Origin of the sequence: Variovorax sp. WS11 (assembly GCF_010499245.1) — a bacterium.
GTDB lineage: Bacteria > Pseudomonadota > Gammaproteobacteria > Burkholderiales > Burkholderiaceae_C > Variovorax.
Map to the genome: position 1 here is coordinate 1 of NZ_JAAGOW010000001.1, position 23,307 is coordinate 23,307.

Here is a 23,307-nt window from a genome sequence, read left to right on the forward strand (position 1 = left end):
AGTACCCGCTGAACTCGCTCTTCTCGTCGTCGAACTTGGCATGCGCCTGGTCGGCCTGCTGCTGCGCATCGAGCGGCCGGTCTCGCACGTCCTGTACCGACAGCGCGCTGGCGATCACCAGCACCTCCTCGAGTGCGCCGCGGCTGCGCGCCTCCAGGATCATCCTCCCCACGCGCGGATCCAACGGCAGCTTCGCCAGCTCCGCGCCCATCGGCGTGAGCTCGTTCGCATCGTCGACCGCGCCGAGCTCGTTGAGGAGCTGGTAGCCGTCGGCAATCGCACGCCGCTGCGGCGCCTCGAGAAAGGGAAAGCGCTCCACATCGCCCAGGTGCAGCGACTTCATCCGCAGGATCACGCCGGCCAGCGAGGAACGCAGGATTTCCGGGTCGGTGAAGCGCGGCCGCCCCTCGAAATCCTTCTCGTCGTAGAGCCGGATGCAGATGCCGTTGGCGACCCGCCCGCAGCGCCCCGCGCGCTGGTTGGCCGCGGCCTGGCTGATCGGCTCGACCAGCAACTGCTCCACCTTGCTGCGGAAGCTGTAGCGCTTGACGCGCGCCGTGCCGGCGTCGATCACGTAGCGGATGCCCGGCACCGTCAGCGAGGTCTCGGCCACGTTGGTGGCCAGCACGATGCGCCGGCCGCTGTGGCTGTCGAAGATGCGGTCCTGCTCGGCCTGCGACAGCCGCGCGAACAGCGGCAGCACCTCGGCGTTGCGCAAGAGCGGTTGGTGGCTCAGGTGCTTGCGCAGGTGGTCGGCCGCCTCGCGGATCTCGCGTTCGCCGGGCAGGAAGACCAGGATGTCGCCGCCATCGCGCGGGTCGCGCCAGAGCTCGTCGACGCCGTCGGCGATGGCGTCGTTGAGGTCGAAGTCGCGCGACTCCTCGAAGGGACGGTAGCGCTGCTCGACCGGGTACATCCGCCCCGACACCATGATGGTCGGAGCCGGACCTTTGGCAGACGCGAAATGCTGCGCAAAGCGCTCGGCATCGATGGTTGCCGAGGTCACGATCACCTTCAGGTCGGGCCGCCGCGGCAGGATCTCGCGCAGGTAGCCCAGCAGGAAGTCGATGTTGAGCGAGCGTTCGTGCGCCTCGTCGATGATCAGCGTGTCGTAGGCCTTGAGCAGCGGGTCGGTCTGCGTCTCGGCCAGCAGGATGCCGTCGGTCATCAGCTTCACGGAGGCATCGCGCGACAGCCGATCCTGGAAGCGCACCTTGTAGCCCACCACCTCGCCCAGCGGCGTCTTGAGCTCTTCCGCAATCCGCTTGGCGACGGACGACGCGGCGATGCGCCGCGGCTGCGTGTGCCCGATCAACCGGCCCCGCCCCGGCGGCGCGTTGAGCTTGCCCCGGCCCATCGCCAGCGCGATCTTGGGCAGCTGCGTGGTCTTGCCCGAGCCGGTTTCGCCGCAGACGATGACCACCTGATGGCCGGCGATGGCTTCCGCGATTTCGTCGCGCCGCGCCGAAACGGGGAGCGACTCGGGGAACTCGATGACAAGCGGCGCGCCCGCGCGGACCGGATCGGATGGAAGGGAACTCATGAAGCGCCGCATTATCTCACTTCACGAGTTCACGTGCTACACTTGTTCACGTATCGCTGCAGAGGCCATTCGAATGACCAACCTGACCATCGCCATCGACGAAGCCATCGTGCGCAAGGCGCGGGTACGTGCCATCAACGAGGGCACGTCCGTCAGCGCCCGCATCCGCGAGTTCCTCGCCGACTACGCCCAGGGCAACGACCGCCAGCAGATCGCCGGCCAGGCCTTCATCGCCGCGGCTCGCCGCAGCAAGGCGAACAGCGAGGGCGCGAAGTGGTCGCGCGACGACGCACACGACCGCCCCTACCCTTCCGAATGACCACCTTCTTCGACACCAACGTGCTGGTCTACGCGGTCGACGCGGGCGATCCGGTGCGCAAGGAAATCGCGATCGACCGCTTTGCCCGGGCCATCAAGGACGACTCGATCGCCCTCAGCACCCAGGTGCTGCAGGAGTTCTACAACATCACGACGCGCAAGCTGAAGCCGCCGCTCAGCGCGCGCGAGGCCACAAGCCAGATCAGCCAGCTGTGCGCCTTTGACGTGGTCGGCGCCACGGCCGACAGCGTCCTGGCCGCGGCCGAGCTGGCGCAAAAGCACCGCCTGCAATGGTGGGACGCGCTGATCCTCGAAGCCGCGCTGCGCGCCAACGCCGACGTCCTGGTCTCGCAGGATGGCCAGCATGGCCAGCGCTTCGGCAAGCTCGTCGTCGAGAATCCATTCCATCCCGGCTGACGCCGGCCCTCCTCACGGCTTCCTCCATGTCCACCGTCTTCAACTTCACCTTCGTCCCCTGGTTCCGCTCGGTGGCGCCCTATATCCACATGCATCGTGGCAAGACCTTCGTGGTCGCCATGGCAGGCGAGGCGATCGCGGCCGGCAAGCTGCCGAACATCGCGCAGGACCTCGCGCTGATCCAGAGCATGGGCGTCAAGGTGGTGCTGGTGCACGGCTTCCGGCCGCAGGTCAACGAACAGCTGCGCGCCAAGGGCCACGAGGCGAAGTACTCGCACGGCATCCGCATCACCGACGAGGTGGCACTCGACTGCGCACAGGAGGCCGCCGGCCAGCTGCGCTACGAGATCGAGGCGGCCTTCAGCCAGGGCCTGCCGAACACGCCCATGGCCGGCTCGACGGTGCGCATGATCTCGGGCAACTTCATCACCGCCCGGCCGGTCGGCGTGGTCGACGGCGTCGACTTCCAGCACTCGGGCCTGGTGCGCAAGGTCGATGCCGCGGGGATCCGCCGCGGGCTGGACTTCGGCGCCATGGTGCTGATGTCACCCTTCGGTTTCTCGCCCACCGGCGAGGCCTTCAACCTGACGATGGAGGAGGTCGCGACCAGCGTGGCCATGTCGATCCAGGCCGACAAGCTGATCTTCCTGACCGAAGTGCCCGGCATCCCGCAGGATCCCACCCAGCCCATCAGCGAGGACAACCCCATCGACACCGAGCTGCCCCTGGACAGCGCAAGGAAGCTGCTGGCCTCGCTCTCGTCGCCGCAGAAGCCGACCGACACGGCCTTCTACCTGCAGCACTGCGTCAAGGCCTGCGAAGCGGGCGTGGAGCGCAACCACATCATTCCCTTCGCGGTCGACGGCTCGCTGCTGCTCGAGGTCTACGTGCACGACGGCATCGGCACCATGGTGATCGACGAAAAGCTCGAATCGCTGCGCGAGGCGACGGCGGACGACATCGGCGGCATCCTGCAGCTGATCGAGCCCTTCGAGCGCGACGGCACCCTGGTCAAGCGCAGCCGCACCGAGATCGAGCGCGACATCGGCCAGTACACGGTGATCGAGCACGACGGCGTGATCTTCGGCTGCGCCGCCCTCTACCCCTACCCGGAAGCGAAGACCGCCGAGATGGCGGCGCTCACCGTGTCGCCCCAATCGCAGTCGCAGGGCGACGGCGAGCGCATCCTCAAGCGCGTCGAGCAGCGCGCCAAGGCCAGCGGGATCGAGAGCATATTCGTGCTGACCACCCGCACCATGCACTGGTTCCTGAAACGCGGCTTCCAGCAGGTCAACCCCGACTGGCTGCCCGAGGCACGCAAGCGCAAGTACAACTGGGACCGCAAGAGCCAGGTGCTGGTCAAGAAGCTCTGAACGACGACGCCATGAATCCCCTGCTTTCCAAGCTGCAACCCTACCCCTTCGAGCGGCTGCGCCGGCTCTTCGCCGACGTCACGCCGAATCCGGAATTCGCGCCCATCAGCCTGGGCATCGGCGAGCCCAAGCACCCGACGCCGGAATTCATCAAGCAGGCACTGTCGGCTGGTCTGGGCGCGCTGGCGGTCTATCCGGCGACCGCCGGCGACCTGAAGCTGCGCCAGTCCTTCACCGCCTGGCTGCAGCGCCGCTATGCGCTCGAACTGGATCCGGCGACGCAGGTGCTGCCGGTCAACGGATCGCGCGAGGCGCTGTTCGCGCTCGCGCAGACGGTGGTCGATGCATCGAAGACGCCGGCCCCGGTGGTGCTCTCGCCCAATCCCTTCTATCAGATCTACGAAGGCGCGGCCCTGCTGGCGGGCGCCGAGCCCTACTACGTGCCCAGCGTGCCGGCGCGCAACTTCGCCGTAGATTGGGACAGCGTGCCGGCCGCGGTCTGGGAACGCACCCAGCTGGTCTTCGTGTGCTCGCCCGGCAATCCAACCGGCGCGGTGATGCCGATGGAGGAGTGGCAGAAGCTCTTCGCCCTGTCCGACCGCTACGGCTTCGTGATCGCGTCCGACGAGTGCTACAGCGAGATCTACTTCCGCGACGAGCCGCCGCTCGGCGGCCTGGAGGCCGCGGCAAGGCTGGGCCGCGGCGACTTCCGCAACCTCATCGCCCTCACCTCGCTGTCCAAGCGCAGCAACGTGCCGGGCCTGCGCAGCGGCTTCGTGGCGGGCGATGCCGCGATCATCAAGTCCTTCCTGCTCTACCGCACCTACCACGGCAGCGCCATGAGCGGGGCGGTGGCAGCGGCCAGCATCGCGGCCTGGGGCGACGAGGCGCACGTGGTGGACAACCGCGCCCAGTACCGCGCCAAGTTCGCGGCCGTGACGCCCCTGCTCGAAAAAGTGCTGGACGTCCGGCTGCCCGACGCGAGCTTCTATTTGTGGGCCGGCATCCCCGCGGCGTGGCAGGGCGACGACGCCGCCTTCGCCCGGGCGCTCCACGCTCAATACAATGTCACGGTGCTGCCCGGCAGCTACCTCGCGCGCGAGGTCAACGGTGCCAACCCGGGCCACGGCCGCATCCGCATGGCACTGGTGGCCGACACCGCCGAATGCACCGAGGCCGCGCAGCGCATCGTGAACTTCATCCAGAACCGAGCCCATCCATGACCCAGCAACTCCAGCAGACCATCGACGCCGCGTGGGAAGACCGCGCCAATCTCTCCGCCACCAGCGCCCCGAAGGAAGTTCGCGATGCGGTCGAGCACGTGATCGCCGAGCTCAACAACGGCCAGTTGCGCGTCGCCACCCGCGAGGCCGTGGGCCAGTGGACCGTGCACCAGTGGATCAAGAAGGCCGTGCTGCTGTCCTTCCGCATCAAGGACAACGAGCAGATGCAGGCCGGCTCGCTCGGCTTCTACGACAAGGTGCCGACCAAGTTCTCGCACCTCTCGGCCAACGAGCTCAAGGAAGCCGGCGTGCGCATCGTGCCGCCGGCCGTGGCACGCCGCGGCAGCTACATCGCCAAGGGCGCGATCCTGATGCCCTCCTACGTGAACATCGGCGCCTACGTCGGCGAAGGCACCATGGTCGACACCTGGGCCACCGTCGGCTCCTGCGCCCAGATCGGCGCCAACGTGCATCTCTCGGGCGGCGTGGGCATCGGCGGCGTGCTGGAGCCGCTGCAGGCCGGCCCGACCATCATCGAGGACAACTGCTTCATCGGCGCGCGCTCCGAAGTGGTCGAAGGCGTGGTCATCGAAGAGAACTCGGTGCTCTCGATGGGCGTGTACATCGGCCAGAGCACCCCCATCTACGACCGCACGACCGGCGAAGTCACCTACGGCCGCGTGCCCGCGGGCTCGGTGGTCATCAGCGGCAGCCTGCCCAAGGACAACGGCAAGTACAGCCTCTATGCCGCGATCATCGTCAAGCGCGTGGACGCGCAGACGCGCGCGAAGACCTCGCTGAACGACCTGCTGCGCGACTGAGCCGGCGAGCCGCCACCTTTTTCACAACCACGCTGGAGGAGAGAGCCGATGAAGACGATGGAGCGAATTCTGCGCCTGATGGCCGAGCGCAAGGCATCCGACATCTACCTGTCGGCCAACGCCCCGGCACTGATCCGCATCAACGGCAACTGCGTGCCCATCAACGGGCAGGTGCTGCCGCCCGAGGCGCCGCTGGCCCTGCTGGCCGAGGTGGTACCCGAGCAGCGCATCGCCGAGCTCGAACGCACCGGCGAGCTCAACATGGCGATCGCCCTCGAAGGCGCCGGCAACTTCCGCGTCAGCGGCATGCGCCAGCGTGGCAGCTATGCGGTGGTGGTGCGGCACATCGCCTCGGTGATCCCCTCCTTCGACGAGCTGAACCTGCCCGAGATCCTCAAGACCCTCGTGATGGAGAAGCGCGGCCTGATCCTGATGGTGGGCTCCACCGGCGCCGGCAAGAGCACCACCCTGGCCTCCATGCTGGACTACCGCAACGAGCACGCCAGCGGCCACATCCTCACGGTCGAGGAGCCGATCGAGTTCACCTTCACCAACAAGAAGTCGATGGTGAACCAGCGCGACGTCGGCAGCGACACGCAGTCGCTGCAGATCGCCCTGAAGAACGCGCTGCGCCAGGCGCCCGACGTGATCCAGATCGGCGAGATCCGCGACCGCGAGACCATGACGGCCGCGATCGCCTACGCCCAGTCGGGCCACCTGTGCGTGGCCACGCTGCACGCCAACAACAGCTACCGCGCGCTCAACCGCATCCTGAGCTTCTACCCGGTGGAGGTGCGCTCCACCCTGCTGAACGACCTGGGCGGCGCGCTGCGCGCGATCGTTGCGCAGCGCCTGCTGCGCACGCCCAACAGCAGCCGCGTGCCGGCGCTGGAGGTGATGCTCAACACGGCGCTGGTCGCCGAGCTGATCGGCAAGGGCGACTTCTCCGGCGTCAAGGAGGCCATGGAGCAGTCTATGGCCGAAGGCTCGCAGACCTTCGAGGAAGACATCGCCCGCCTCATCACCGAGAACCGCATCACCCGCGAGGAAGGCCTGTCGCAGGCCGACTCCCCGACCAACCTGATGTGGCGCCTGCAGAACCGCAACGCCTCGCCGGCGCGCAAGGAAGAGCAGGCCTTGCTCGACCAGGTCGACGAACCTTCCTTCACGGACATCACGCTCGACGTCCGCCACTAGCTTTTTTTCATGTCCCGCACGCTGCAACTCGCCGAACAACTGATCTCGCGCCCCTCGGTCACTCCCGACGATGCGGGCTGCCAGCAGATCCTCGGCGAGCGGCTGGCGCGGCTGGGCTTCAGGCTCGAGACTCTCGAAAGCGGCCCCGCCGACTTCCGCGTGACCAACCTGTGGGCCGTGCGTCCGGGCAGTGCGGGCGCCGAGGCCGCACGCACGCTGGTCTTCGCCGGCCACACCGACGTGGTGCCCACCGGCCCGCTGGAGCAGTGGAAAAGCCACCCCTTCACGCCCACTCACCGCGACGGCCGGCTCTACGGCCGCGGCGCCTGCGACATGAAGACCTCGCTCGCCGCCTTCGTGGTCGCGATCGAGGACTTCCTGGCCGTTCGGCCCGACCCGCGGCTCACGCTGGCCTTGCTGCTCACCAGCGACGAGGAAGGCCCCGCCGTCGACGGCACGGTGGTGGTGTGCAAGGCGCTGGCCGCGCGCGGGGAACGCCTCGATTACTGCATCGTCGGCGAGCCGACCTCGGTCGAACGCTGCGGCGACATGATCAAGAACGGCCGCCGCGGCACCATGAGCGGGCGGCTCACCATCCAGGGCGTGCAGGGCCACATCGCCTACCCGCATCTCGCGAAGAACCCGGTCCACGCCTTCGCGCCGACGCTGGCCGAGCTGGTCGCGATCAACGACGCAGGCGCCTGGGACGCAGCGCCCAATGCGTATTTCCAGCCGACCAGTTGGCAGATCAGCAACATCCACGCGGGCACCGGCGCCAGCAATGTGATCCCCGGCAGCGCGGTGATCGATTTCAACTTCCGCTTCTCGACCGAGGCCACCCCCGAGTCCCTGCAGGCGCGGGTGAAGGCGGTGCTCGATGCGCACGGGCTCGACTACACCCTGTCGTGGACCGTGGGCGGCCTCCCCTTCCTCACCCCGCCCGGCGAGCTGGTGGCCGCGGTGCAGCAGGCCGTCCGCGACGAAACCGGCATCGAGACCGAGCTGTCGACCAGCGGCGGCACCAGCGACGCGCGCTTCATCGCGAAGATCTGCAAGCAGGTGGTGGAACTGGGCCCGGTCAACGCCAGCATCCACAAGATCGACGAGCACATCGCCGTCGCCGAGATCGAGCAGCTCAAGAACATCTACCAACGCACGCTGGATCGGCTCGAAGCGCTGGTTTCGGTATGAGCGCCGCCCGGCCGCCCGAAGGCGCTCGCACCGCAGCCGAAGGCGAAGGTTTTCCAATGAGCACCGTGATCGAATTGATCGAGGCCGGCGAAAGGCAGCTGGCCGAGGCTGGCGTCGCTTTCGGCCACGGAACCACCAACGCCTTCGATGAAGCCGCCTGGCTGGTGCTGTGGCGCCTGGGCCTGCCGCTCGACGGCCTGGACGAGGCGGCCGAGCGCCCGGTCTCGCCGGCGGACGCCGCACGCGTGGCCGAGCTGCTGGCGGCCCGCATCGCGACGCGCAAACCCGCCGCCTACCTCACCCGGGAGGCCTGGCTGCAGGGCGTGTCCTTCTACGTGGACGAGCGCGCCATCGTGCCGCGCAGCTTCATCGCCGAGCTGCTGGCCGACGGAACCATCGATCCCTGGCTCGGCGAGCACACGCAACGGGTGCTGGACCTGTGCACCGGCAACGGCAGCCTCGCCGTGCTGGCGGCGCTGACCTATCCGGACATCCGCGTCGATGCGGCCGATCTTTCGACCGAGGCCCTCGAGGTCGCGGCCATCAACGTCACGCGCCACCAGCTCGACGATCGCGTCACGCTCGTTGAATCCGACGGGCTCGCTGCCCTGCGCGGCCCCTACGACCTGATCCTCTGCAACCCGCCTTACGTCAATGCGCAGAGCATGGCCGCCCTGCCCGCCGAATACCGCGCCGAGCCCGAGCTTGCGCTGGCCGGCGGCGCCGACGGCATGGACTTCGTGCGCCGGCTGTTCGCCGACGCGCCGTCCCGCATGAGCGAGCACGCCGTGCTAGTGCTGGAGATCGGCAACGAGCGCGCGCATTTCGAGGCGGCGTTCCCGAAACTCGAGGTGGTGTGGCTCGCCACCAGCGCTGGCGACGACCAGGTGCTCCTGGCGACCCGCGAATCCCTTCTTTCATGATCACCCTCAAGAACGTCATCCTGCGCCGCAGCGCCAAAGTCCTGCTGAACGGCGCCAGCGTCACCATCAATCCCGGCGAAAAGGTCGGGCTGGTGGGGCGCAACGGCGCCGGCAAGTCCACCTTGTTCGCTCTCTTCAATGGCACCCTGCACGAAGACGGCGGAGATTTCTCGGTGCCGTCGTCCTGGCGCCTGGCCCAGGTCGCCCAGAACATGCCCGAGACCGCGGAGTCGGCCACCGACTTCGTGGTCGGCGGCGACACGCGGCTGGTGGAGCTTCGCGAGGCGCTCGCGCTTGCCGAGGCCGGCCACGCCGCCGATCCCGACGATGCCGAAATCGGCATGGCCCTGGCCCACGCCTACACCGACCTGCACGACGCCGGCGAGCACGACGCCGTGCCGCGCGCGCAGGCGCTGATCCTCGGCCTGGGCTTCAAGGTCCACGAGCTGGACCAGCCGGTCAACAGCTTCTCCGGCGGCTGGCGCATGCGCCTGCAGCTGGCGCGCGCCCTGATGTGCCCGAGCGATCTGCTGCTGCTCGACGAACCGACCAACCACCTGGACCTGGACGCCCTGGTCTGGCTCGAGTCCTGGCTGCAGAAGTACGCGGGCACCATGATCGTCATCAGCCACGACCGCGAGTTCCTCGACGCCGTGACCGACGTCACCCTGCACATCGTACACGAGCAGCTCACCCGCTACGGCGGCAACTACAGCGCCTTCGAGACGCTGCGCGCCCAGCAGCTCGAACTGCAGCAGTCGGCCTTCGCCAAGCAGCAGGACAAGATCGCCCACCTGCAGAAGTTCATCGACCGCTTCAAGGCGAAGGCGAGCAAGGCCAAGCAGGCCCAGAGCCGCGTCAAGGCACTGGAGCGCATGGAGAAGGTGGCGCCGCTGCTGGCCGAGGCCGACTTCAGCTTCGAGTTCAAGGAGCCGGGCAACATCCCGAACCCGATGCTCACGATCAGCACGGCGAGCTTCGGCTATCTGCAGGACGGCGAGCCGCCCAAGACCATCCTGACGGGCGTCAACCGTTCGGTGCTGGCCGGCCAGCGCATCGGCATCCTGGGCGCCAACGGCCAGGGCAAGTCCACGCTGGTGAAGACCATCGCCCGCGAGATGGGCGCGCTCGCCGGCACCGTGACCGAGGGCAAGGGCCTCAACATCGGCTACTTCGCGCAGCAGGAGCTCGACGTGCTGCGCCCGCAGGACACGCCGCTGGAGCACATGGTCCGCATGGCACGAGAGCTCGGCCCCAATGCCCGCGAGCGCACCGGCGAGCAGGACCTGCGCGGCTTCCTCGGCAGCTTCAACTTCAGCGGCGACATGGTGAAGCAACCCGTCGGCACCATGAGCGGCGGCGAGAAGGCGCGCCTCGTGCTGGCCATGATGGTCTGGCAGCGCCCCAACCTGCTGCTGCTGGACGAGCCGACCAACCACCTGGACCTGGCCACGCGGGAGGCTCTGGCCGTGGCGCTCAACGAGTTCGAGGGCACGCTGATGCTGGTGAGCCACGACCGGGCCCTTCTGCGCTCGGTCTGCGACGAGTTCTGGCTGGTCGGCCGCGGCCGCGTCGCCGACTTCGACGGCGACCTCGACGACTACCAGCGCTATCTGCTGGACGAGGCGAAGCGCCTGCGGGAAGAGGCCAGGCTGGCCACGCGCGAGGCGGCCGAGACCGCGGCGGCCATCCCGGCCGCCGCCCCCTCGCCGCAGGCAGTGGCGCAGGAGCGCCAGCAGCGCAGCAACCAGGCCAAGCCGCTGAAGCGCGAGCTGGCGCAGATCGACGAGCAGCTGGCCGCCGCCGGCGCAGAAAAGACCTCGCTCGAGGCGCGGCTATCGACCCCGCTGCCGGCCCCCGAGATCGCCGAGACGGGCCGGCGCCTCAAGGCCTTGAACGATGAAATCGGGCGGCTCGAGGAGCGCTGGCTGGCGCTGTCGGACGAGATCGAAACACTGGCCGCCACCTGATCGGACGTGGTAGCCTGCGCCGAACCATGCATTCGGCCCTCGAACTTGCCCGCGGCGATCCGCAGCTGATCGCGGCCATCCAGCGCAGCCGGCGCATGCTCGGCCGCAAGGCGCTGATTGCGGCCGCCGCCAGCGCGATGCCCATTCCGGGGCTCGACTGGGCCGCCGACGCCGCCCTGCTGTCACGGCTGATCCCGCGCATCAGCGCCGAATTCGGGCTCTCCGTGACTCAGATCGAAGGGCTGGCGCCCCACCAGCGCGAACGCATCCAGCACGCGGCCACCGCGGCCGGCGCCCTGCTGGTGGGCAAGCTGGTGACGCGCGAGCTGCTGATCACGCTGGCCCGCCATGCCGGCATCCGCATGACGGCGAAGCAGGCCACCAAGTACGTGCCCATTGCGGGCCAAGTCGTCTCCGCGGCGATCGGCTACGCCGCCCTGCGGGCGCTGGGCGAGCTCCATATCCGCGATTGCGTCAAGGTGGCGCAATCGGTACGCCACTTGCTCCCGTCGCCCGAGGCCGAAGAAAAAGCGCACCAAATTGGCGCGCCAGGTGCCTCCCGCCGCCGCTTCGGGTGGGCACGCCTGCGGCCCAATTGAGCCGACGCGGCCGTCAAGCGTCGGTTTGCCCCCACGCGCTGATGGCATACCATCTTACGAAATCTGGTCTGGCCGACTGTCAAGCTCATAATGCCTGGCAAGAGACCGAGAAAAATGGCGGCCTAGTGTCAAGTCAGGGATCGAGGTGAGGAGTTAACAGATGAATGAGACAGATCTCGCAGCATCGTTGGAACGGCTCATGGCTCGGGTCGACTACTACCTGCATTGCGAGTTGGACGAAGAGTACGACCACGACCGGCCCGACACCGCGCGCCGTCAGCTGGAAGCGGCCCTTCGACAGGAACTGCTTCGCGCGAGCGCCGTCGGCCTCGTCTCCGCGATCGCAGGTGGCCAGCCGGTGACGGGCGGCAACGACCCCGACTGAGCGTTTTCTCACTGATTTCGCCCAGACCCGGCCGCGTTCCAGGGCCGCCGGGAATTTCGCATTCCGGATCCGTACCCCCGTCGAGCAGCTCAGCGGCGCAACAATCGGGCGGCCTGTCGCAGCGGCGCCCAGGCGCGTCGCGCCGCCAGGACCCGGTCACGCGCAGCCGCTGCGGCGCGGCGCTGACGCACCACCGACTCGAGGGCTTTGGCAACCGCCGAGCTCGTGGCATCTCCCTCCTGTGCGCGCTGCCGCCACGACCGCGCGAGTTCGTCCAGGTCGTCGATGCTCAGACGCGCGAAATGGAGGTCTTCCTCCCATTCCTGCGTCATCACAAGGTGCTGATCAGGCGGACCAGGATCGGAATGGAGACGAAAAGAAAGCCGAGCATCACATTGCGGCGCCAGGCCACAGCGTTCTCGGTGCGTTGGGCGGAGCGGTAGGAAGCCAGGAAGGCGCGCTGCTCGGCAGGATTCGCCTCGTCCTTCCACCACTCATGGGTTGTTGCTTGGGTGTCGGTCTTCATGTAGACCATTGTGCTTACTTCAGGCAGCGCGACCTAGGTAGAAATGCACGCTTTGGTTTACAGATTCGACCTACATCAGGGTGAGGAGGGCTGTGATATCCAGTTGCACTTACGCAGGAGCAATCGCGCTAGAGTTTTTTCCGTGGACGCCTGGCAACCCAACTTCAACTGGATCACCGAGCTGCTGGCCGTTGGCGGCAGCTACCCCTCCGAATGCGCGGAGCTGCTCGCGCGCGAGCATCGCATCCAGGCCGTGATCGACCTGCGCGGCGAGGCCATGCCCGACGTGCAGCTGTTCCGGCGGCACGGCATTACCCTCCTGCACCTGCCCACCTCGGACATGCATCCGGTGGAGACGCCGGACCTGGAGCACGGCATCCGCTTCGCCAACGAGTTCCTGGATCAGGGACAGCGCGTGCTGATCCATTGCGAGTACGGCATCGGCCGCTCCGCGACGCTGGCGCTGTGCGTGCTCGTGCATCGCGGCCACGCCCCGCTCGACGCGCTCGCCCTGATGAAGAAGCAGCGCCCTGTCGTCGCACCTTCGCCGCCCCAGTTTGCCTGCTGGTCGGCCTGGTTGGACAGCTACCGCTTCTCGAGCGATGTGGAGTGGGAGCTCCCGAGCTTCGAGGACTTCAAGGCGCTGGCCTACGTCCGGCCCAAGAAGCGTTGAGCTCCGCGTCGGGCTGGATCGGCATCCGAAGCCCCCTCGCCTCACCCTCATTTTTCGGCTGTTCGCCTACAGACGAGGCTTGACGCATCCTCGATCCTGGAATTAAAACTTAAGCACTCAATTCAAGGCGAGGTCATGGAAGCACCCGACCATGCAGAGTTGGAAAGGCTGCGCTCGAAGATGGCGAGCAGCAGGGCCGCCACCGTGGCCTGGCGCGAATTGCTGATCGAATCCCTGGGGGATCGCCTGTGCGGGAGCGGCGAGGGCCCCACGCCCGACCAGCTCCAGACCCTGGCGTCTCTGGAGCGAGCGGAGCAACAAGCCTTGGAGCGCTACCTGCTGTGCCTCGTTTCAGCCTCGATGAAGCGAGACCGGCAGCCGCGTTGACCATCCTCGTCCCCTACACCGAAGAGCAAATCCGGAAGACTCGCTGGCTGGCCTACCGCTGAGCCGTGACGCACTCCGGCGTTGCGCGATCGAGCGCCTTCACCAGCTGCTCGGCGAGGCGCCTGCTATAGGCTTGGGCGGGGTGCAGTCCGTCCTGCAGATCGGCAGGCGTCATGCCGACGGCACCCCAGTCCGCGAAGATCGCGCCCTCCTCGGTCGCGATGCGCCGCGCCATGGCGTCGTAGGCGTCGCGGGCGCCGACCTGCGAACGCGACAGCCCCGTGACGATGGGCGTCTTGCCCAAGGTCTTGATGCGCCGGATCATCTTGCGCAGCGGCTCCGCGTAGTCGAAGCGCTGGCTGGCGTCGTTCATGCCGTGCTCGATCACCACAAGGCGGGTCATGATGCGATCGCGCAGGAACTCGCTGGAGCGGTAGACGACGAAGTCGCCCGGCACCGTCTTGTCGACCACGAAGTAGGCGGGGCGCAGGCGCTCGATCACCTCCGCCGGGTGCTCCTCCAGTCGCACTTTGCCAGCCGAATCCGCGACCCCATGCAAGATGCTGTCTCCGTAGAGGGTGACGCTGCAATCGTGGCGCGGCTTCTGAGCTGCCGAGGGCTGCGGCAGGTCGACGATAGGGGCGAGTGGTCTGGAAGCGCTGCAGCCGGCCAGGAGGACCGCAGCGGCCAGCGCGAAAGCGCGCTCGAGGTATGTAAGGTTCATCCAGGCGGCACCATACATTCAGATGCCGGGGATCGCAATGCAGTGCCGCTGGAGATGCGGGCCTGCAAGAAGTGCGCGATGGTAGGACGTACAAGATTCGAACTTGTGACCAACGGATTAAAAGTCCGCTGCTCTACCAACTGAGCTAACGTCCCACGCTTCTTCTTTTGCTCTGCCGGCGTCGAATCCGGCAAAGCCCGAAATTATAGCGTCCCGCCGCGCGCGATCCGATCGAGCACCCAGCCCGCCGCGCATTGCCCGAAGGTGGCCGTCACGCTGACCACGGAGCCGTAGCCATGGCAATTGAGCGAGCCGTCGCCCGCCTCGATGGCGCAAGAGGCATCGGGCGGCGCGACGCTTTCGCGGCTGAAGACGCAGGTCACGCCGATCTTGCGGCCTTCGCGCGGCGCGCCGTGTTCCTTGCGCAGCCGCTGGCGCAGCTGCGCCAGCAGGGGGTCGTGCGTGACCGCGGCGAGGTCGTCGATGTCGACCTTGTGCGCGAGCCGCTTGCCGCCCGCCGCGCCCACGGTAATGAAGCCGGCGCCGGTCTCGCGCGCCCATGCGGCCATGGTCAGCTTGGCCCGTACTTGGTCGCAGGCGTCGATTACGGCTGCAACCGGGCCGTTCGCAGCCTCGGCGCTCGCGAGCTGCGCCAACCAGTTGCCGGGCTCGACGAAGTCATCGATGGCCAGCACCTGGCAGCCCGGATGAATGTGCGCGATGCGCTCGCGCATCGCCTCGACCTTGGCTTGGCCCACCGTGTTGTCGAGCGCGTGGATCTGGCGGTTGATGTTCGATTCGGCGATGTGGTCGAGGTCGATCAGCGTCAGCCGCCCCACTCCGCTGCGCGCCAGCGCTTCCACGGCCCAGGAGCCGACGCCGCCGATGCCGACGACGAGCACATGGGCGCCGCGGATGCAGGCCGCGCCCGGCACGCCATAGAGCCGCTCCAGGCCGCCGAAACGGCGGGCCAGGTCGGTGTCATCCGGCTCGACGACGGGGGCGACAGCGCTCACGTTCGCGAGCCCCTGCTTCAGCGCAGGCGCGAGAGGCGCTCGCGCCCGGCCTGCGCGGCCTCGGACTGCGGATAGGCCTTGGTCAGGTCTTCCAGCGTGCGGCGCGCCGCACGCGTGTCCTTCAACTCGATCTGGCAGTTCGCGATCGACAGCACGGCCTCGGGGGCCTTCGCATGGTCAGGCGCCAGCGACAGCATCGAACGGAAGTTCGCGATGGCCTCGTTGTAGTTGCGCGTGGCGTACTGCGCATTGCCGAGCCAGAACAGCGCCGAGGCGTTGTAGCCGCTCTGCGGATAGCGCTTCACGAATTCGGCGAAGGCCGTTTGCGCCTGCGCGAACTGGCCGCCGCGGAAGACACCCAGCGCAGCTTCAAAGTCGGCCTTCTCGCGCGGATCGGCCGAGAACTCGCGCCCGTCGACCGAAACCTTCGAGGGCTCGCTCTTCTTGAGCCGGTCGTCGATCTCGCCCTGGCGCTGCTGCATCTCGGTGACCGTGCGCGTGAGCTGCTCGTTCTGACCGGTCATGCGCTGCAGGTCGCCTCGCATCTGCTCGATCTGCGTCTGCAGTTCGAGCAGGCTGCGCCGCAGCTGCGCGTTCTCCTCGTTCTGGCGCTGCTCGGCCTGCTGGCGCATCGCCTCGACCCGCTGGCGCAGATCGAGGATGGCGCGCCGCGCCTCGTCGTCCTCGAACAGCGCAGCCTGCGCGCCGAGCGAGGCGCAGAGCAGGGCAACGGCAAGCGCCGCGCCACGCAGCGGGGAAGCGATTCGCATCATCGACGGTAGGTGATCTCGGCGCGGCGGTTCTGCGCCCACGCGTCTTCACCGCTCCCCTGCGCGGCCGGCTTTTCCTTGCCGAAGCTCACGGCTTCGATCTGGTTGTCCGACACGCCGAGCAGGGCCAGCGCACGGCGCACGGCCTCGGAACGCTTCTGGCCCAGCGCCAGGTTGTACTCGCGGCCGCCGCGCTCGTCAGTGTGGCCTTCGATCGAGATGCGGCGCTGCGTGTTCGCCTTCAGGAAGCGGGCGTGGCCGTCGATCAGCGACTGGAACTCGGGCTTGATGGTGTAGCTGTCGAAGTCGAAATAGACGATGCGCGCCACGCCCACCGGTCCCTGCGCGGTCTGCGCGTTCGGGTCGATGGTGACCGGCGCCACGCCGCTGGCTGCACCGCCGGAGCCCGTGCCGCCTGAGCGATCCACCACCGGCGCATCGTTGAGCTTGGTGCCGGACGAGCACCCGGCGATGAGCGCCACGATGGCCAGCGAATAAATCGTACGTCTTAACATTTCGAACTCCTCAGGTTGATCATTCATTGCTTTTGAAACGGACCCCAGTCCGGTTCGCGGATGTCTCCTGCCTGCCCGGCAAGTCGCGCTTTTATTTTTCCGTCGAGCGTGGTCGTCATCAGCGCCTCGCGGCCTCCCAGCCGGGTGGCGTAGACGATCAGCTTGCTGTTGGGGGCGAAACTGGGATTCTCGTCGGCGGTGGTGTCGGTGAGCGCGGCCACGTTGCCAGTCGCCAGTTCCATCACATGGAGTTTGAAGGCACCGCCCACCCGCGAGATGTAGGCCAACCACCGGCCATCGGCGCTGACGGATGGAGAAATGTTGTAGGCGCCGCTGAAGGTTACGCGCGCGGGGTTGCCGCCGCCCGCGCTCATCTTGTAGATCTGGGGCGCGCCGCCGCGGTCGCTCACGAAGTAGATGGTGCCGCCGTCGGCAGAGTACACCGGCTCCGTGTCGATGCTGTTGCTCTGCGTGAGCCGGCGCGGCTCGCCGCCGCCCGAGGGGATAGTGAAAAGCTGCGAGCCACCGTCGCGGCTCAGCGTAACGGCCAGGGTGTTGCCGTCGGGCGCCCAGGCCGGCGCGCTGTTGTTGCCCTTGAAGTTGGCCACCAGCCGGCGCTGCCCGCTGGCCACCGTGTGCACGTAGACCACCGGCTTGCGGGACTCGAAGGACACGTACGCCAGTTGCCCGCCGTTGGCGGACCAGACCGGCGAGATGATCGGCTCCGGGCTCGCGAGCGCGGCCTGAGCGTTCTCGCCGTCGGCATCGGCCACCCACAGGGTGTAGCGAGTGCCGCCCTTGGTCACGTAGGCGATGCGGGTCGAGAAGATGCCTTTCTCGCCGGTGAGTTTTTCGTAGACGTAGTCGGCGATGCGGTGCGCCGCGAGGCGAAGGTCGCCCTGCGGCACGGTGTAGCTCTGGCCACCCAGATCCTGCCCGCGCACCACGTCCCAGAGGCGGAACTTCACATCGAAGCGGCCGTCGGCCAGCCGGGTCACGCTGCCCGCCACCAGCGAATCGGCCGTGCGCTGGCGCCACAGGCTCAGGTCGGGCCGCGAGCCCTCGTCGAGCGACTGCCCGCTGGCATCGACGCCGCGGAACTGGCCGCTGCGTTCGAGGTCGGCCTGCACGATGGCCGAGATCTTCTGCGGCGAGGCGTCCTCGCCCTTGAATGGGACGAGCGCGATCGGCAGCTGCGTCAGACCCACACCCGACACTTCGACCCGGAACTGGGCAAAAGCGGGAGCGAGGGGGGAGGCAGCCAGAGCCGCGATCAAGGTGCGGCGAACGGAGAACGATGAAGAAGGGGTTGGGGAGATTTCTTGCAACTGCTTTTTCATGCGGTTCGGAGAGCTTTCCGGGAATTTAGTTTCCTGCCCGGATGAAACGAGGCCACATGGTACACACTGCGATGCGCCGGCCGTCACAAAACGTGTATGTGCCGGCGCGGTCCTACAGCAAGGCGCCATCTTAGAATGCGCCGCCATGCAGCCTTCCCCCGCCGCCGAGTCCGCGCGCCCCCCTCTCACGCGCCGACTCGCGCGACTCATGACCTGGTTCGGAGGCTCGCGCCACTGGTGGGCGCTGGGCCTCGTCTGCGCCCTCATCGCCGCCGTGACCGAACCGCTGATGGCTGCCATGCTGAAGCCGCTGCTCGACCGCGGCTTCACGCGTGGCCAGCTCCCGCTGTGGGCCATACCGGCCGCCGTCATCCTGCTGTTCGCGGTGCGCGGCCTGGCGCAGTTCATCTCGCAGTACGCGCTCGCGCGCATCGCCAACGAAGGCATGCAGCGGCTGCGGCGCGTGCTCTTCGAGCGCCTGCTGGCGGCCGAGCTCGCCCTCTTCTCGCGCCAGTCGGCCAGCTCGCTGTCGAACACCGTGGTATACGAGGTGCAGACCGGCGCCATGCTGCTGGTGCAGGCCTTGCTGGGCCTGTCGCGGGACGGCTTCACGCTGATTGCGCTGCTGCTCTACCTGGTCTATCTCAACTGGAAGCTGACCCTGATCGTCGGCGTGCTGGTGCCGGGCGTGGCCTGGATCATCAAGGCCTTTTCCAAGCGTCTCTACCGGCTCACCCTGCTCGGCCAGCAGGCGACCGACGAGTTGGCCTACGTGGTCGAGGAGAACGTGCTCGCCCACCGCATGGTCCGGCTGCACAACGCCGAGGCCAGCCAGACCCGGCGCTTCGACCGGCTGAGCCACGACCTCAACCGCCTGGCCGTGAAGTCCACCATCGCCTCGGCCGCGACCACGCCGCTGACGCAGATCGTCGCGGCGGTCGCGCTCTCCGCGGTGGTCATGATCGCCCTCTGGCAAAGCGGCAAGCAAGGCTTCACGGTGGGCGGCTTCGTGGCCTACATCACGGCCATGCTGATGCTGATCGCGCCGATCCGCCGCCTGGCCGACATGACCAGCCCGATCACGCGCGGCCTGGCGGCGCTGGAGCGCGGCCTCGCGCTGATCGACGAGGTGGCGCCTGAATCGCAGGGCAGCTTCGAGTCGCCGCGCGTGGCCGGCCGCATCGAGCTGCGCGCGGTGCGTGTGAACTACCGCGGCGCGGAGGAGGCCCGCGCGCTCGACGGCGTCAGCCTGACGATCGCGCCCGGCGAGGTGGTGGCCTTCGTCGGCCCCTCCGGCTCCGGCAAGACCACGCTGGTCAACCTGTTGCCGCGCTTCGTGCTGCCCAGCGCGGGCCAGGTCTTGCTGGACGGGCATGAAGTCGGCGACTGGCAGCTCAAGAACCTGCGATCGCAGTTCGCGATGGTCAGCCAGGACGTGGTCATGCTCAACGACACGCTGGCCGCCAACGTGGCGCTCGGTGCCGAGCTCGACCGCGAGCGCGTGCTCAGCTGCATAGAAGCCGCGAACCTGGCGGCACACGTCGAGGGCCTGCCGCAAGGCATCGACACGGTTCTGGGGCATAACGCGACCCAGCTCTCCGGGGGCCAGCGCCAGCGCCTCGCCATCGCGCGCGCTCTCTACAAGGATGCACCGGTGCTGCTGCTCGACGAAGCCACCTCCGCGCTCGACACGGAATCGGAGCGCCTGGTGCAGGAGGCGCTGCAGCGGCTGATGCGCAACCGCACCACCCTGATCGTCGCGCACCGCCTCTCGACCATCCAGCACGCCGATCGCATCGTGGTCATGGAGCACGGCCGCATCGCCGAGCAGGGCAGCCATGCGCAGCTCATGGTGCTGGAAGGGCTCTACGCGCGGCTGCAGGCGCATGCAGTGCGCACGGCACCGGAAGGCGGCGAGCCCAGTCTCTGACAAGCCTTCGGCATATTGCGCCCGCCTCATCAGGCGAGCAGAATTTTTCCTTCGACCCGGCCCTGCAACTCGTCGGGCGGCGCGGACAACGCGGCGCCTGCCCGACCTCGGAGAAGAAGGAAACGCCATGTCGTATCGAGTCCCCTTCCGGCACCGGCTGCCCGCACTGGCCGCCTGCGCCCTCGCTTCGTGTGGCCTGCTCGTTGCCGACGAGGTCGGTGCCGGCCGCGACCGAACATCGGATTTCGACCCCCTGCTGTCTGAACCGGGCCGCGCCTGCGGGCCGGTCGTGGCCGGCCAGCCCGCGCTGCTGAAGGCGCTGGTGCGCGTCAAGACCGAGACCGCGCCCTTCCAGCCGCAGCCGATGAAGGCCGCGGCCGGGGAGGTGCCGCTCTACAAGGACCTCGGCTCGCTGGCCTTAAGGATCAGCACGCGCTCGCCCAAGGCCCAGGCCTATTTCAACCAGGGGTTGCGCCTGTCCTTCGGCTTCAACCATGCCGAAGCCCAGCGCGCCTTCCAGACCGCGCAGAAGCTGGACCCTGCTTGCGCCATGTGCTTCTGGGGCGAGGCGCTCGTGCTCGGCCCCAACATCAACGTGCCGATGATGCCGGAGGCCAACGCGCCGGCATTTGCCGCGCTGGCCAAGGCGGTCGAGCGCAAGGCCGGTGCGACCGAGCGCGAGCAGGCGCTGATCACCGCGCTCGAGAAGCGCTACGCCGCGCAGCCGCAGGCCGACCGCTCCGGGCTGGACGCCGCCTATGCCGACGCGATGAAGGCGGTGGCCGAGCGCTACCCGGCCGAGGACACGATCCAGGCGCTGTTCGCCGAAGCCGCCATGGACACGCAGCCCTGGGACTACTGGGAGGCCGGAGGCGCCAGGCCGAAGGGGCGCGGCGCGGACATCGTCGGCGCGCTGGAGACCGTGCTCAGGCGCAACCCCACGCACCCCGGCGCGATCCACCTCTACATCCATGCGGTGGAAGCGTCCACGCAGCCCGAGAAGGCCCTGCCCTATGCCAACCGCCTCGCGGCGCAGATGCCCGGCGCCGGGCATGTCGTGCACATGCCGGCTCACATCTACTACCGGGTGGGCATGTACCGCGAGTCGCTCGAGGCCAATCGCAAGGCGATCCAGGCCGACGAGAAGTACTTCAAGACCTCGCCCTCCGACCCGCTGTACAAGACTGCCTACTACCCGCACAACATCCATTTCGTGATGGTGTCGGCGCAGATGGGCGGCGATGCGAAGACGGCCATCGGAGCCGCCGCGAAGCTCGACGCTTCGGTGCCGGCCGAGCTGGTCAAGGCCTTCCCGATCCTCCAGCCCATCAAGGCTTCGCACTTCACCACGCATGCGCAGTTCAGCGATGCCGACACCATCCTCAAGCTCGCTGCGCCGCCCGACGACGCGGTGATCGTGACCACCATGTACCACTACGCGCGCGCCGTCGCCTTCGCGGCCCGCAAGGACAAGGCCGGCGCGCAGCAGGAGATCGACGCCATCGCGAAGATAGAGCAAAGCGCCGACTTCAAGCCCTTCGAGGCTTGGCAATTGCCCGCCAAGGAGATCGTTCGCACCGCGGGCCTGGTGGCGACCGGACGGCTCGCCGATGCGAGCGGCGACCTCGATGCCGCCGCCAAGGCCTACGAGGAAGCCATCGTGATGCAGGACAGTCTCAGCTACACCGAACCGCCCTACTGGTACTACCCGGTGCGCCAATCGCTTGGTTCGGTCCGGCTGCGCCAGGGCAAGCTCGACGAGGCGCAACAGGCCTTCAGAGACTCGCTGGTCCGCGTGCGCAACAACGGATGGGCGCTTGCGGGGCTGGCCGAGGTCGAGCGCAAGCGGGGCGATGCCAAAGCCGAGCGCGCGGCGCGGCAGGCCTTTCAGCGTGCCTGGTTCGGTCCGCGGGAAGGGCCGGCGCTCGCGAAGCTCTGATCAGAGCAGGACGATGTCGTACTGCCCCTGCCCCATCGCCGGCTCCGCCTGCAGCGAGATCGGCTTGCCGATGAAGTCGCTCAGCCCCGCCAGGTGCTGGCTTTCCTCGTCCAGGAGCAGCTCGATCACCTGCGGCGAGGACACGATGCGGAACTCGCGCGGCGTGAACTGGCGCGCCTCGCGCAGGATCTCGCGCAGCACGTCGTAAGCCACGCTGCGCGCGGTCTTCACGATGCCCTGCCCGCTGCACGCCAGGCAGGGCTCGCACAGCATGTGCGCAAGCGACTCGCGGGTGCGCTTGCGCGTCATCTCGACCAGGCCCAGCTGCGAAAACCCGCCCGCGGTGGTCTTGACCCGGTCGCGTGCCAGCTGCTTTCGGAACTCGCCCAGCACCTGCTCGCGGTGGTCGTCGCGCACCATGTCGATGAAGTCGACGATGATGATCCCGCCCAGGTTGCGCAGGCGCAGTTGCCGCGCGATGGCCTGCGCGGCCTCCAGGTTGGTCTTGAAGATGGTGTCGTCGAAGTTGCGCGCGCCGACGTAGCCGCCGGTGTTGACGTCGATGGTGGTGAGGGCCTCGGTCTGGTCCACCACCAGATAGCCGCCCGACTTGAGGTCCACGCGCCGGCCCAGGGCCTTGGCGATCTCCTCGTCGATCGAATAGAGGTCGAAGATCGGCCGCTCGCCCTTGTAGAGCTGCAGCTTGCCCGCCGCCTGCGGCATGAATTCGAGGCCGAACTTGAGCAGCGCATCGAACTGCTCGCGCGAGTCGATGCGGATGGTCTGCGTGTCCTCGATGGTCATGTCGCGCAGCACGCGCTGCAGCAGGCTCAGGTCCTGGTGCAGCAGCGACATCGGCGGCATGCGCGACGACAGCTCGCGGATGCGCGACCAGGTCTTGCGCAGGTAGGCGATGTCTTCCGCCAGCTCGGCATCGCTCGAATCCTCGCCGTTGGTGCGCAGGATGAAGCCGCCGGTGGCCTCGGGCACCACGCCGCCGCTGCCGGCCGCGGCGGCTGCCTCGATCAGCACCTGCATGCGCGCGCGCAGCGCATCGCGCAGGTCGGAAGGGATCTTCTGCGACACGCCCACATGGTTGTCCTGCGGCAGGAAGACCAGCAGCCGGCCCGCGATGCTGATCTGCGTCGACAGGCGCGCGCCCTTGGTGCCGATCGGGTCCTTGATCACCTGCACGAGCAGCGACTGGCCCTCGAACACCTGCTTCTCGATCGGCACCACGCCGCCGCCGTTGCGCGCGTCGCGATCGGCCGCCGCGGCGCTCGGCCGCGAGCCGGGGGTGAAAGGCGCCACGATGTCGGCCACGTGCAGGAAGGCCGTGCGGTCCAGCCCGATGTCGATGAAGGCCGACTGCATGCCGGGCAGCACGCGCGAGACCTTGCCCAGGTAGACGTTGCCGACCAGCCCGCGCTCCAGCGTGCGCTCCACGTGGAGCTCCTGCACGGCGCCGTGCTCGACGACCGCAACGCGGGTCTCCTGGGGAGACCAGTTGATCAGGATGTCTTGCAT

The 23,307-nt window shown here is 67.9% G+C and carries 24 protein-coding genes and 1 tRNA gene; 15 read left to right on the forward strand and 10 right to left on the reverse strand.

The annotated features are described in order from the left end of the window. On the reverse strand, positions 1–1,543 hold a 1,543-nt coding region (gene hrpA, locus GXN78_RS00005; RefSeq protein WP_164255327.1), incomplete at its 3' end, for an ATP-dependent RNA helicase HrpA. A gap of 73 nt (positions 1,544–1,616) precedes the next feature. On the opposite strand from hrpA, the gene GXN78_RS00010 reads away from it, so the two are divergent. From GXN78_RS00010 to GXN78_RS00060, 11 genes are all read left to right on the forward strand, one after another. Continuing rightward, positions 1,617–1,862, forward strand: coding sequence for a hypothetical protein (locus tag GXN78_RS00010; protein WP_164255328.1), 246 nt, complete (start codon positions 1,617–1,619; stop codon positions 1,860–1,862). Further along, the gene (locus tag GXN78_RS00015; RefSeq protein ID WP_164255329.1) at positions 1,859–2,278 is read left to right on the forward strand and encodes a PIN domain-containing protein; all 420 of its coding nucleotides are present in this window, start codon (positions 1,859–1,861) and stop codon (positions 2,276–2,278) included. The genes GXN78_RS00010 and GXN78_RS00015 overlap by 4 nt, the downstream gene beginning before the upstream one ends. Positions 2,279–2,304: 26 nt before the next feature. Beyond that, positions 2,305–3,651, forward strand: coding sequence for an amino-acid N-acetyltransferase (argA, locus tag GXN78_RS00020; protein WP_106556647.1), 1,347 nt, complete (start codon positions 2,305–2,307; stop codon positions 3,649–3,651). A gap of 11 nt (positions 3,652–3,662) precedes the next feature. After that, entirely contained in the window at positions 3,663–4,874 is a 1,212-nt protein-coding gene (gene dapC / locus GXN78_RS00025; RefSeq protein ID WP_106556646.1) for a succinyldiaminopimelate transaminase, read from the forward strand. Then, positions 4,871–5,695 carry a 2,3,4,5-tetrahydropyridine-2,6-dicarboxylate N-succinyltransferase gene (gene dapD, locus GXN78_RS00030; protein ID WP_106556645.1) on the forward strand — a complete coding sequence of 275 codons (825 nt, stop codon included), beginning with the start codon at positions 4,871–4,873 and terminating at the stop codon, positions 5,693–5,695. Before dapC ends, dapD begins: the two co-directional genes overlap by 4 nt. 48 nt (positions 5,696–5,743) lie before the next feature. Beyond that, positions 5,744–6,892 (forward strand): PilT/PilU family type 4a pilus ATPase, encoded by a 1,149-nt coding sequence (locus GXN78_RS00035; protein WP_106556644.1) that lies wholly within the window; start codon positions 5,744–5,746, stop codon positions 6,890–6,892. A 9-nt stretch (positions 6,893–6,901) separates the two neighbouring features. After that, entirely contained in the window at positions 6,902–8,083 is a 1,182-nt protein-coding gene (gene dapE, locus GXN78_RS00040) for a succinyl-diaminopimelate desuccinylase (RefSeq protein ID WP_106556643.1), read from the forward strand. Positions 8,084–8,139: 56 nt separating this feature from the next. Then, positions 8,140–9,006, forward strand: coding sequence for a 50S ribosomal protein L3 N(5)-glutamine methyltransferase (gene prmB, locus GXN78_RS00045; RefSeq protein WP_106556642.1), 867 nt, complete (start codon positions 8,140–8,142; stop codon positions 9,004–9,006). Next, entirely contained in the window at positions 9,003–10,976 is a 1,974-nt protein-coding gene (locus tag GXN78_RS00050; RefSeq protein WP_106556641.1) for an ATP-binding cassette domain-containing protein, read from the forward strand. Before prmB ends, GXN78_RS00050 begins: the two co-directional genes overlap by 4 nt. A gap of 26 nt (positions 10,977–11,002) precedes the next feature. Continuing rightward, positions 11,003–11,575, forward strand: coding sequence for a hypothetical protein (locus GXN78_RS00055; protein ID WP_239142549.1), 573 nt, complete (start codon positions 11,003–11,005; stop codon positions 11,573–11,575). Between the two features lie 160 nt (positions 11,576–11,735). Continuing rightward, positions 11,736–11,960 (forward strand): hypothetical protein, encoded by a 225-nt coding sequence (locus tag GXN78_RS00060; protein ID WP_146163035.1) that lies wholly within the window; start codon positions 11,736–11,738, stop codon positions 11,958–11,960. Positions 11,961–12,049: 89 nt separating this feature from the next. On the opposite strand, the gene GXN78_RS00065 is transcribed toward GXN78_RS00060, so the two are convergent. Further along, positions 12,050–12,292 (reverse strand): hypothetical protein, encoded by a 243-nt coding sequence (locus GXN78_RS00065; protein ID WP_106556639.1) that lies wholly within the window; start codon positions 12,290–12,292, stop codon positions 12,050–12,052. After that, on the reverse strand, positions 12,292–12,486 hold the full coding sequence (locus tag GXN78_RS00070) for a hypothetical protein (RefSeq protein ID WP_146163034.1): 195 nt from the start codon (positions 12,484–12,486) through the stop codon (positions 12,292–12,294). The genes GXN78_RS00065 and GXN78_RS00070 overlap by 1 nt, the downstream gene beginning before the upstream one ends. Positions 12,487–12,628: 142 nt before the next feature. Here GXN78_RS00070 and GXN78_RS00075 point away from each other — a divergent pair, with 142 nt between their 5' ends. Further along, positions 12,629–13,159 carry a dual specificity protein phosphatase family protein gene (locus tag GXN78_RS00075; RefSeq protein ID WP_106556637.1) on the forward strand — a complete coding sequence of 177 codons (531 nt, stop codon included), beginning with the start codon at positions 12,629–12,631 and terminating at the stop codon, positions 13,157–13,159. Between the two features lie 135 nt (positions 13,160–13,294). Then, positions 13,295–13,546, forward strand: a complete 252-nt coding sequence (locus GXN78_RS00080; protein ID WP_106556636.1) for a hypothetical protein — start codon at positions 13,295–13,297, stop codon at positions 13,544–13,546. A gap of 52 nt (positions 13,547–13,598) precedes the next feature. On the opposite strand, the gene GXN78_RS00085 is transcribed toward GXN78_RS00080, so the two are convergent. From GXN78_RS00085 to tolB, 6 genes are all read right to left on the reverse strand, one after another. Then, positions 13,599–14,270 (reverse strand): SGNH/GDSL hydrolase family protein, encoded by a 672-nt coding sequence (locus GXN78_RS00085; RefSeq protein ID WP_164255330.1) that lies wholly within the window; start codon positions 14,268–14,270, stop codon positions 13,599–13,601. A 79-nt stretch (positions 14,271–14,349) separates the two neighbouring features. Next, positions 14,350–14,425 (reverse strand) — tRNA-Lys (locus GXN78_RS00090). 48 nt (positions 14,426–14,473) lie between these two features. After that, positions 14,474–15,286 (reverse strand): tRNA threonylcarbamoyladenosine dehydratase, encoded by an 813-nt coding sequence (locus GXN78_RS00095; protein ID WP_239142550.1) that lies wholly within the window; start codon positions 15,284–15,286, stop codon positions 14,474–14,476. 17 nt (positions 15,287–15,303) lie between these two features. Further along, a complete protein-coding gene (ybgF, locus tag GXN78_RS00100) occupies positions 15,304–16,059 on the reverse strand; it encodes a tol-pal system protein YbgF (RefSeq protein WP_106556633.1) in 756 nt (251 codons plus the stop codon). Then, entirely contained in the window at positions 16,056–16,571 is a 516-nt protein-coding gene (gene pal / locus GXN78_RS00105; protein ID WP_106556632.1) for a peptidoglycan-associated lipoprotein Pal, read from the reverse strand. The genes ybgF and pal overlap by 4 nt, the downstream gene beginning before the upstream one ends. Before the next feature lie 23 nt (positions 16,572–16,594). Next, positions 16,595–17,911, reverse strand: coding sequence for a Tol-Pal system beta propeller repeat protein TolB (gene tolB, locus GXN78_RS00110; RefSeq protein ID WP_181360541.1), 1,317 nt, complete (start codon positions 17,909–17,911; stop codon positions 16,595–16,597). Positions 17,912–18,056: 145 nt separating this feature from the next. Here tolB and msbA point away from each other — a divergent pair, with 145 nt between their 5' ends. Both msbA and GXN78_RS00120 read left to right on the forward strand, forming a co-directional pair. Further along, positions 18,057–19,841, forward strand: a complete 1,785-nt coding sequence (gene msbA, locus GXN78_RS00115; RefSeq protein WP_106556631.1) for a lipid A export permease/ATP-binding protein MsbA — start codon at positions 18,057–18,059, stop codon at positions 19,839–19,841. Positions 19,842–19,968: 127 nt separating this feature from the next. Beyond that, on the forward strand, positions 19,969–21,780 hold the full coding sequence (locus GXN78_RS00120; RefSeq protein ID WP_239142551.1) for a hypothetical protein: 1,812 nt from the start codon (positions 19,969–19,971) through the stop codon (positions 21,778–21,780). On the opposite strand, the gene rng is transcribed toward GXN78_RS00120, so the two are convergent. Next, positions 21,781–23,307 (reverse strand): ribonuclease G, encoded by a 1,527-nt coding sequence (gene rng, locus GXN78_RS00125; protein WP_106556630.1) that lies wholly within the window; start codon positions 23,305–23,307, stop codon positions 21,781–21,783.